Raw genomic sequence first — 9,101 nt, 5'->3', positions numbered from 1 at the left:
TAATCTGGCTGGCGCCTTTGTCCATCTCTGCGCGCATGGATTCAGACAAATCGCACACTTCAGCGGAGAGCTTCACCGTCAGGCAACCGCTGATAATGCCCTGCTGGCAAAACTGCGCCAGGGTGTGCTGGTAGTAAGCCAACAGACGGTCGCGATAGTTCCCTTCGCCATGAGCAAAATGGTCAACCAGGCGGCGGATATAGCCTGCATAGTGATGTTCCAGCAGCGCGACGCCGTAAGCTTCTTTAGAGCGAAAATAGTGGTAGAAAGAACCTTTCGGCACTTCCGCTATTTTCAGCAGCTCGCTCAGGCCCATTCCGGTAAAACCGCGGTGCATGCACAACTGCTCACCGGTCACCAGAATGTGTTCGCGCGTATCGTGTTCACAATGTTTGTTCATAGCGCTCACTGTAATAGACCGATTGGTCTAATGCAAGCAAAAATGTCGCCTGCGGCAGGGAGTGGAACAACAAAAGTTGCCAGTCAGAGTTGAAACGTCTTCAATAAAAGACACAGAGAAGTCGCCGGAGGTGTGGAGTGGCAGAGCAGCTGGAGTTTTTCCCGGTACAGAGTCCGTGCCGGGGAATTTGTCAGTCAGATGAGCGTGGGTTTTGTCGCGGTTGCTTTCGTAGCCGTGAAGAGCGTTTTCAGTGGCAAACCATGAGTGATGCGCAGAAGCAGAATGTGCTGCGCCTGTGCCGCCAACGTCTGTTGCGCAAATTACGCGCGAATAAACCGCAGGCCGAGGAAGAACCACAGCAGCCTTCACTGTTTTAATGGCAAAATTGCGTATACTCGACACACTTTTTTGTTGAGGACGTTGTTATGGTTCAGCGTATTGCCATGGCTCCACAGGGGCCGGAATTCTCGCGTTTTGTCATGGGTTACTGGCGTTTGATGGACTGGAACATGTCCGTGAACGAGCGGGTCAGCTTTATTGAGCAGCACCTGGATCTGGGCGTGACTACCGTCGATCACGCGGATATTTACGGCGACTATCAGTGCGAAGCGGCCTTTGGCGAAGCGCTGAAGCAGGTTCCGCATTTGCGTAGCCGCATGGAAATCGTCAGCAAGTGTGGGATTGCCACTAAAGCCCGCGCCGAAAACACCATCGGCCACTATATTACCGACCGCGATCATATCGTCTTAAGCGCCGAGCAGTCCTTGCGCAATATGGCGACCGACCATCTTGATTTACTGCTGATTCACCGCCCGGATCCGTTAATGGATGCGGATGAGGTGGCGGATGCCTTCCTCGCACTGCATCACAGCGGTAAAGTTCGCCACTTTGGCGTCTCCAACTTTACGCCGGCGCAGTTTACGCTGCTGCAATCGCGTCTGCCGTTTACTCTGGCTACCAACCAGGTTGAAATCTCCCCCGTGCACCAGCCGCTGCTGCTGGATGGTACCCTGGATCAGTTGCAGCAGCTGCGTATCCGGCCGATGGCCTGGTCCTGCCTCGGCGGTGGGCGTTTATTTAATGATCAAAGCTTCCAGCCGCTGCGTGATGAGCTGGCGCAAGTGGCTCAGGAGCTGAATGCTGAGAGCATTGAGCAGGTGGTCTATGCGTGGATCCTGCGTCTGCCGTCGCAGCCGTTGCCGATCATCGGTTCCGGTAAAATCGAGCGGGTGCGTTCTGCTGTGGTGGCTGAAAAGCTGAATATGTCTCGTCAGCAGTGGTTCCGCATCCGCAAAGCCGCGCTGGGTTACGACGTGCCATAATTGACTGGCTTCGCCTTCACACTGGCTGTCCCGGTGGGGGATGAGCCGCGATGGCCTTGCTGAAGGCGTCATTTGCCAGTGTCTCCTCGCCATTTCGCCAGAGCGCTGCACTGAAAATCAGAACTCACTCCGTTCACGAGGCGCTCACTCTTTCCGTTATCGTCCCGACCGCAGGTGCCTGCTCAAGCTGGGACAAGGCGCAATACAGTCGCCAGATCACGGCCGCCAGCTCTTTTGCCGCCGGCTGGTGGTGATGGTTCAGGGTGTCGCAAATTCGCTGCAGCTCCTGCAATGTTGAGGTCAGAGGACGTTGCTGGACGCCGCGCTCGCTCATAACATCCCGGAGCAGGCCGATGCATAAATCCCGCACCTGCGAGAGTGGATCAGAACGGGTTTCCCACGCGCGAAGCTGCCAGACCACGTGTGAACAGTTAAGCAGCACCACGCCCCAGCGCAGCAGCCAGCGGCGCGCCAGGGCATCCTGGCTGTTGCTTAACTGACTGATGTGATGATAGACCAGCGATTCAAACTCGTGTTCGCTATGCTGCGGGTGGCGGCTCAGCTGATCGACAAAGTGACGGCGTAACGCTTTTATGTGGCGGCGGCTTTTACGCGCATCGGAACCGGGGCTGATCACGGCAAATGCCAGCCAGGCAAAGCCAACGCCGATGATTTTTCCAAGATTGTCATTGAGGAAAGAGGCAAAGTCGTAGACCGGTGGGTTGGTCACCGAAATAAACGACCCCATGAACACAATCAATTGTCCCCAGAGGCCGGCCAGCTTTGGCATTTGTAGTTTGAGCAGTTGCATGGTGGTCAGTAGCGGGAAAAGGAACAGCAGGAACTGCCACAGATCGGTTATCTGCACCATCAGGCCGAATTTCACCCCAAAGCTGAATATCGACAGCAGTATCAGCGTACGCATCAGCAAGCTCAGAGATTTGAACGGCGAGGGGGAAACCGAATAAAGCACGCAGCAAATTGCCGCCAGGGTGAGCGCAGCGGCGCAGGACTGCCATTGGGTACTGATCCCCCAGGCGCCCACCGCAACCAGCGCGCAGAATGTTCTGATGCCGTTCCATAATGCTTCGGCCTGATCGGTATAGCGAGCTAACGCCGGGGCGGAAGGAACATTAAATTCGGCGATTGCCGAGGCGTTTTCCAGGCGGCGGAGCCAGTGGCTGCTGTCCAGATACAGGCGGCAGAAGTAGCGCAGGCGTTTCCAGAAAGCGAGATGACGATAATCGGCATCGGCAGGAGGTGCCAGCGGGGCGATTATCCTTGCGACAGCGTAAAAATCGGCCCGTGGATTGGCCAACGCGATAAGCAGCGTGTCCAGGACTTCGCGGGTCTGTGCCGGCGCGGCCGGCCAGTTGACCAACATCCGGCGCAGGCTGGAAATTACGCTGGTCAGCCGCAACTGCTGGTGGAGTAAATAGTTCAGCAGCGGATTCTGGCGACGAAAACGATAATGGCTCCAGAAGGCCTGAATACGCAGCAGGTTCATGGTCAGGATTTGCCCGATCACGCTTTCGTGGGCGGTGCGAATGGCATCAGTGGTTTCCGGCCCCCACAGCAGACTGGCGTGCTCAAGCAGGCGGGCATGCATATTTTTCAATGCTGTCAGCAGCGTAGTGCCATCCGACGTACTGGGCATGATCATCATCATCACCCCACCGCACAGGATACCGACGATAACCTCGCAAACCCGCGACTGCGCGATAGTCCACAACTCGTTGGCGTCGGTAATGTTGATAACCGGAAAGGCGATAATGGCGCAGGTATAGCCAGCGAGCTGGAAAGCGTAGGCCACGTTGTTGGTATACATCGCGCAAGCCCAGGTGCAGAGCGCAAGCCACGCCGAGATGCTGAATAAAAATAGCCAGGGGTCGTTTAGCGTATGCCCGGCGAGCAGCAGCGCAGCGCAGGCGCCGAGCAGGCTTCCGGCAATGCGCCCGAAGCTCTTACTGATTACCCCGCCCACCGTCGGGAAGCTGACGACAGCGGCGGAGGTCATTGCCCAGTAAGGCTCATCAAGATCCAGCCAGTAGGCAATACTCAGCGCGAGACACATCGCAATGCCGTTACGCAGGGCATAGCGCCACTGCGGACGGCTGGCTTTAACCCAGGGAAGAGCACGCCACGACGGGACCTGCCGTTTCATCAGGGTTCGCCAATTGAGACGGTGCAGGTGGTCCCGGAAACCAGCGTCATATCCGCAGGCAAACCGGTAAATTCGATGCGCACCGGTACGCGCTGGGCCAGGCGAACCCACGGGATATTCGGCTTAATATTGGCGACCAGGCTGCTACCGTCTTCGATGCTTTGGTCGACGATGGCACGGCCGATACTGGATACGTGACCCTGTAATGTTTGTTTGCTGCTGTACAAAACTATCTGCGCAGTCTCGCCGGCGCGAATATGGCGCAGCTTAGTTTCTTCAAAATAACCAATGACATAAAATGAATTGCTGTCGACAAGAGCGAAAACCGGATGGCCCGCCGTGGCGTAGTCGCCCACTCGGGTTGTTAAGTTTGTCACCCAGCCGTCTACCGGCGATTTCACGGCCGTCTGGCTAAGTTGCCATTGCGCGTGCTCCAGAGTGGCCTGCGCCACGCCGACCACCGCTTTAGCGGCCTCAAGATTGGTGGTGGCGGTGCTCAGCGCGGTATTGGCGCTTTCCAGATCTTCGGCAGAGATAGCCTCTTGCGAAAGATGACGGCGACGACGGGCGTCACTGGCCGCTTTTGTTTGCTCTGCCTGGGCTTTGGCCATTTCCGCTTTCGCTTTCGCGAGCTGCGCTTCGGCGTTGAGTGTGGCAATACGATAGGGCGTGTCATCGATCCTGAACAGGACGTCGCCCGCTTTGACCAACTGGTTATCGCGAACGTTTAGCTGGAGGATGCTCCCTGACACCTGCGGGGTAATGCTGACCTGCTCGGCGCGTATTTTACCATCCCGGGTCCAGGGGGATTGCGTGTAATAGTTCCAGACCAGCCAGGCGGCGATAATAGCGAACGCGGCGACCAATAACGTCGAGAGGTATTTGAGTTTTTTCATGTCGTGAACATTACCAGGCAGTCAATAAAACCAGAGCCAGACACACAGAGAGTGCAAACAGGGACAGATCCATCAGCAAGGGATGCCAGATATCGCCGGCATACATCCAGTCGCGTAGCTGGCGGTGAATAACCAGCCAGATAAAAAATCCCAGCAACACGGCTTTAAACAGGGGAGGAAAGTAAATTGACGCACCGAATACCAGGTCCTGGAGCGCCAATCCGGAAGTGTTAAGACTCAGTTTCACAAGCAAAAATCCTTTGCCATTGCCGGGAGAATGTTTAGAGCATGCTACTATTGCATATTGTAAATCATTGTTTTGAATTTGTTGTATCAGGTAATTCATTTGTTTTGATTATTCAAATGCTGCACACTATTCTAAAATCAGTATAATAACTTAGCAAGCTAATTATAAGGAGATGAAATTGGAATCGCCACTTGGTTCTGATCTGGCACGTTTGGTGCGCGTCTGGCGCGCGCTGATCGACCATCGCCTGAAACCTCTGGAGTTAACGCAGACGCATTGGGTTACGCTGCACAATATTCATCAGCTGCCTCCTGAGCAGTCGCAGATTCAACTGGCGAAAGCTATTGGTATCGAGCAACCCTCACTGGTGCGTACGCTGGATCAACTGGAAGAGAAAGGCCTCATTTCTCGCCAGACTTGTGCAAACGACCGGCGTGCGAAACGAATCAAGTTAACGGAAAAAGCGGAGCCGCTGATCAATGAAATGGAAGAAGTGATCGGCAAGACGCGAGATGAAATTCTGTCTGGTGTGTCAGCAGAAGAAGTCGCAACGCTGCTCAATTTAGTCCGTAAACTGGAACAAAATATTCTCGATCTTCAGGAAAAAGATTAATGTATTCAGGGTCTTGAGCGTTCAAGGCCCTTTTTTATTGACTCGCGCCAGATAACCCGATTACGACCACCATTTTTGACCGTATACAGTGCCGCATCGGCTCGTCTTACACACGCCTTCGCGCTCAGGGGGCCGTCTGTGGTCGGGAACAGTCGCGCTGATGGTCATTTTCTCTGCCTGGTTTTCCTGCTGCTCATTCAGCGCCAGGCGAATGTGCCAGACCGGGGTATATGCATCGTTGGTGCCGGTATTGACCAGCAACAAGACAAACTCCTCACCGCCGATGTGAGCGGCAATATCCTGTGGTCGTACATTCTTCTACAGAACGCTGGCGGCAAACTGGATAACTGTGTCTCCCTGCACACGGCCGTCGTTATCGTTGATGCGTTTAAATAGTGAAGTCGCTGACAACCACTGAAAGAGGGGAAACCGACGTTTTCGCGAGTTGCGTGGTGAGCCTGTCATAACAGTTGTTGCAGTTTTCTGACCTGGGCCGTAGGTCGCGGAGCGAATTTTGCCAGGAATTCAGGTCGTTATTTTTGGATATCAGATACAGACTGAATACATCCCACAATAAATGCAAAACATAAACAACGTACTGATGATCTCAAATAATTGTGCCTGATACCCTGCATATTCTGTTTTATTTTCAGATGACCATAAAAGAACCAGCGTAAAAATATGCGCAGCACAAAAATAACGCGGCTGCACCAGTAAATATTATGAAGCGGGGTGGTGAAAATAAGTGATATAAGCATGGCTGCTCATCCAGTTGCCAGCAAATAGCCAATAATATCGTGCCTCAGTGGTGAGTGAACGTAAATCAGGTTATCAATCAACTAATATATAATCGTGGATTATGGCCCGAATAAAGCCAGGGCCGCGTTATCACCGTAGCCGTAAATTCGAGGCACTGGACCAACATAACCACATGCACCGTTTGGCTGAGTGTTGGGCTATGGCGAAAGCACTATAAAATAATCGCCGCATGAAACAGAATCATCATATTATGAAAGCTGAATAAATCAGTGCATCGTAAGCGTTAGCCAACAGATTCGCATCACACAGCCCCGCGGGATAGTTGCTCAACGTAGCGAACATCAGCAACGCTGAGCGGGCGAACGCAATCCGAATCAGGGACAGGAATTTCTATTGTACTAGCACTGTGTCGTCATGAAGCTGGAAACCATAATGTGCAAAACTAATAAAAAATGGTCAACGCAGGAAAACAACGGATTAAACGTAGAGATTCAATTAATTAATGACGAGGATAACAAATGTATTCCGCCAATAGCGATAATACAAATCGCAAAGGACACAAAAACTCACTTCGCGAAGCGCTGGTGGTTAATAAATACACGTTGCCTCCTTGTGAGGGATTTTTTATAAAGCGGCTCTGTCTGGCGTAAGGTAACTCTTTAAATAATACAATCAAGTGGGTGCTAACTATTGCGCAAACGCAAGAGAGTGAAAACCCGATAAGAGGGGGGACGGATGCCTAAGGACGGTTTTTAGCGAAACGCCAGCCAGTGTCTTCATATTAAAGCCAGTGGTAAAGCAGTACGGCCCAAGAAGGCCGTACTGATAAGAAAAAACTTAACGCGGGGAGACGGTAACCTGACTGCCGCTGCCGGCAATCGCCACACGCTGGCCGACAGAGAACGGAGTATTCCCCTGTTTCTGCACCACCATGATGGTATTGCCGTCGTCTTTACGGATTTCCAGCTCAACGCCCTGAGTTTTGTTCATTGCACCCTGTACACCCTGACCGGCTACGCCGCCAGCGACTGCACCTGCTGCGGTTGCCAGAGAGCGGCCAGTACCGCCGCCGATGGTGTTACCGAGGAAACCACCGAGTACGGCACCACCGATAGCACCGATAGCATTGCTGTCATCACCGCTCTGGATCTGAACGGCACGGGTGTGAACAATGGTCCCATAGGTGACGCTTTGCACTTGTTTGGCTTCCGATGCGGAGTAAACGTCTCCGGAGAGGCCGCTGCTGCTCACGCAACCTGCAAGCGATAAACCAATCATCGAGACAGCCAAAACACGTAAAATCATTTATGAATCTCCTTCACCGAAAAGTGTTCTGTTGAACGTCCATGCGTTCAATTATATGGTATTTCATCGTCGGCTGGCATACCTACGGCATGGAATATACAAAAAATAATAATCTGTACCTCTTCAACTTAACTTAAACATAAGTTCTTTTCCTCATGCGCACTCTTTCGCGCTTTAATGTTAATAAACGTTAGTGCACCGTAGCATTGCTCGCTTCTTTATGCTGGAGTGTGAGGTATACGAAACTCATGGAATGAAGGAAGGCGTATGAAATCAGGTCACTTTATCGGCGTAATGTCTGGAACCAGCCTTGATGGCATTGATGTGGTTCTGGCGGCAATCAACGAAAGCGTAGTGGCACAGCAGGCCAGTCTGTCGTACCCCATTCCGGTGGCAATAAAAGAAGATATTCTGGCCATCTGCCAGGGACAAACGCTGACGTTGTCCCAGCTTGGTCAGTTGGACACGCGTATGGGACGCTTATTTGCCGATGCCGTGCTGGCACTTATGTATCAGGAAAATGTCCAGCCGAAGGACATTGTCGCCATCGGTTGTCATGGACAAACGGTATGGCACGAACCGACTGGCGAAGCGCCGAATACGCTGCAAATTGGTGATAACAACCAGATAGCTGCCCATACCGGTGTGACGGTGGTGGGGGATTTCAGGCGTCGTGATATGGCGCTTGGCGGCCAGGGGGCGCCGCTGGTTCCTGCTTTCCACCATGCGCTGTTGGCGCATCCCGTAGAGCGGCGGATGGTGCTCAATATCGGCGGGATTGCCAATCTGTCGCTGTTGGCACCGGGTGTGCCGGTCCGCGGCTATGACACTGGACCTGGTAATATGCTGATGGATGCGTGGATCTGGCGTCAGTCTGGAAAACCCTACGACAAAGACGCGCAGTGGGCCAGTGAAGGCAAGGTGCTGCTACCGTTGCTACAAAACATGCTCAGCGACCCGTGGTTTGCGCTCCCGGCGCCGAAAAGCACCGGACGTGAATATTTCAACTATGGCTGGCTGGAGCGCCATCTGGCCCGTTTCCCAGGGTTGCGTCCACAGGATGTGCAGGCCACTCTGGCAGAACTGACGGCGGTGACCATCGCGGAGCAGGTGCTGCTGAGCGGCGGTTGTGAACGTCTGCTGGTGTGCGGCGGTGGCGCGCGTAATCCGTTGCTGATGGCGCGGCTGGCGGCGCTGTTGCCGGGAACGGAGGTGTCCACGTCCGATGCGGCGGGCATCAGCGGCGATGATATGGAAGCGCTGGCGTTTGCCTGGCTGGCATGGCGGACGATATCCGGACTCCCCGGCAATCTCCCCTCGGTCACCGGCGCTTGTGAAGCTACTGTGCTCGGGGCTATTTTCCCCGCAAATCGACCGCAGAATCAGAGTTAACTG

At 53.6% G+C, this 9,101-nt stretch carries 10 protein-coding genes; 5 read left to right on the top strand and 5 right to left on the bottom strand.

Annotation, left to right across the window (positions count from 1 at the left end):
• A partial coding sequence (locus tag ACZAHD_RS11875) for a TetR/AcrR family transcriptional regulator (protein ID WP_462456950.1) occupies positions 1 to 400 on the bottom strand: 400 nt, incomplete at its 3' end.
• Between the two features lie 137 nt (positions 401 to 537).
• On the opposite strand from ACZAHD_RS11875, the gene ACZAHD_RS11870 reads away from it, so the two are divergent.
• Together ACZAHD_RS11870 and ACZAHD_RS11865 are read left to right on the top strand one after the other, a co-directional pair.
• The gene (locus tag ACZAHD_RS11870; protein WP_462456949.1) at positions 538 to 777 is read left to right on the top strand and encodes a DUF1289 domain-containing protein; all 240 of its coding nucleotides are present in this window, start codon (positions 538 to 540) and stop codon (positions 775 to 777) included.
• Positions 778 to 825: 48 nt separating this feature from the next.
• Positions 826 to 1,722, top strand: coding sequence for an aldo/keto reductase (locus ACZAHD_RS11865; RefSeq protein WP_462456948.1), 897 nt, complete (start codon positions 826 to 828; stop codon positions 1,720 to 1,722).
• 133 nt (positions 1,723 to 1,855) lie between these two features.
• Here ACZAHD_RS11865 and ACZAHD_RS11860 read toward each other — a convergent pair whose 3' ends face one another.
• The 3 genes from ACZAHD_RS11860 to ACZAHD_RS11850 are packed head-to-tail and all read right to left on the bottom strand — an operon-like array spanning position 1,856 to position 5,029.
• The gene (locus ACZAHD_RS11860) at positions 1,856 to 3,886 is read right to left on the bottom strand and encodes an FUSC family protein (RefSeq protein ID WP_462456947.1); all 2,031 of its coding nucleotides are present in this window, start codon (positions 3,884 to 3,886) and stop codon (positions 1,856 to 1,858) included.
• Positions 3,886 to 4,782, bottom strand: coding sequence for an efflux RND transporter periplasmic adaptor subunit (locus ACZAHD_RS11855; RefSeq protein ID WP_462456946.1), 897 nt, complete (start codon positions 4,780 to 4,782; stop codon positions 3,886 to 3,888). Before ACZAHD_RS11855 ends, ACZAHD_RS11860 begins: the two co-directional genes overlap by 1 nt.
• A 10-nt stretch (positions 4,783 to 4,792) precedes the next feature.
• Positions 4,793 to 5,029, bottom strand: a complete 237-nt coding sequence (locus ACZAHD_RS11850; protein WP_004862692.1) for a DUF1656 domain-containing protein — start codon at positions 5,027 to 5,029, stop codon at positions 4,793 to 4,795.
• Between the two features lie 172 nt (positions 5,030 to 5,201).
• On the opposite strand from ACZAHD_RS11850, the gene slyA reads away from it, so the two are divergent.
• Together slyA and ACZAHD_RS11840 are read left to right on the top strand one after the other, a co-directional pair.
• Positions 5,202 to 5,642: a transcriptional regulator SlyA gene (gene slyA / locus ACZAHD_RS11845; RefSeq protein ID WP_462456945.1), complete on the top strand. Its 441-nt coding sequence runs from the start codon at positions 5,202 to 5,204 to the stop codon at positions 5,640 to 5,642.
• A gap of 138 nt (positions 5,643 to 5,780) precedes the next feature.
• Positions 5,781 to 6,038 (top strand): hypothetical protein, encoded by a 258-nt coding sequence (locus tag ACZAHD_RS11840; RefSeq protein ID WP_462456944.1) that lies wholly within the window; start codon positions 5,781 to 5,783, stop codon positions 6,036 to 6,038.
• 1,200 nt (positions 6,039 to 7,238) lie between these two features.
• Here the strand turns inward: ACZAHD_RS11840 and slyB are convergent.
• Positions 7,239 to 7,706 (bottom strand): outer membrane lipoprotein SlyB, encoded by a 468-nt coding sequence (gene slyB, locus ACZAHD_RS11835; RefSeq protein WP_100683670.1) that lies wholly within the window; start codon positions 7,704 to 7,706, stop codon positions 7,239 to 7,241.
• Positions 7,707 to 7,973: 267 nt separating this feature from the next.
• Here slyB and anmK point away from each other — a divergent pair, with 267 nt between their 5' ends.
• The gene (anmK, locus tag ACZAHD_RS11830) at positions 7,974 to 9,098 is read left to right on the top strand and encodes an anhydro-N-acetylmuramic acid kinase (protein ID WP_462456943.1); all 1,125 of its coding nucleotides are present in this window, start codon (positions 7,974 to 7,976) and stop codon (positions 9,096 to 9,098) included.
• The last annotated feature ends 3 nt before the right edge of the window (positions 9,099 to 9,101 follow it).

This window comes from Raoultella sp. (assembly GCF_039594335.1).
Taxonomy (GTDB): domain Bacteria; phylum Pseudomonadota; class Gammaproteobacteria; order Enterobacterales; family Enterobacteriaceae; genus Klebsiella.
This window is presented reverse-complemented; position numbering and strand designations above follow the sequence as displayed.

Coding starts and splice junctions, on each gene's coding strand:
- ACZAHD_RS11860 (WP_462456947.1), bottom strand. CDS start 3,886: ATGAAACGGCAGGTCCCGTCGTGGCGTGCTCTTCCCTGGGTTAAAGCC.
- ACZAHD_RS11865 (WP_462456948.1), top strand. CDS start 826: ATGGTTCAGCGTATTGCCATGGCTCCACAGGGGCCGGAATTCTCGCGT.
- slyB (WP_100683670.1), bottom strand. CDS start 7,706: ATGATTTTACGTGTTTTGGCTGTCTCGATGATTGGTTTATCGCTTGCA.
- slyA (WP_462456945.1), top strand. CDS start 5,202: ATGAAATTGGAATCGCCACTTGGTTCTGATCTGGCACGTTTGGTGCGC.
- anmK (WP_462456943.1), top strand. CDS start 7,974: ATGAAATCAGGTCACTTTATCGGCGTAATGTCTGGAACCAGCCTTGAT.
- ACZAHD_RS11855 (WP_462456946.1), bottom strand. CDS start 4,782: ATGAAAAAACTCAAATACCTCTCGACGTTATTGGTCGCCGCGTTCGCT.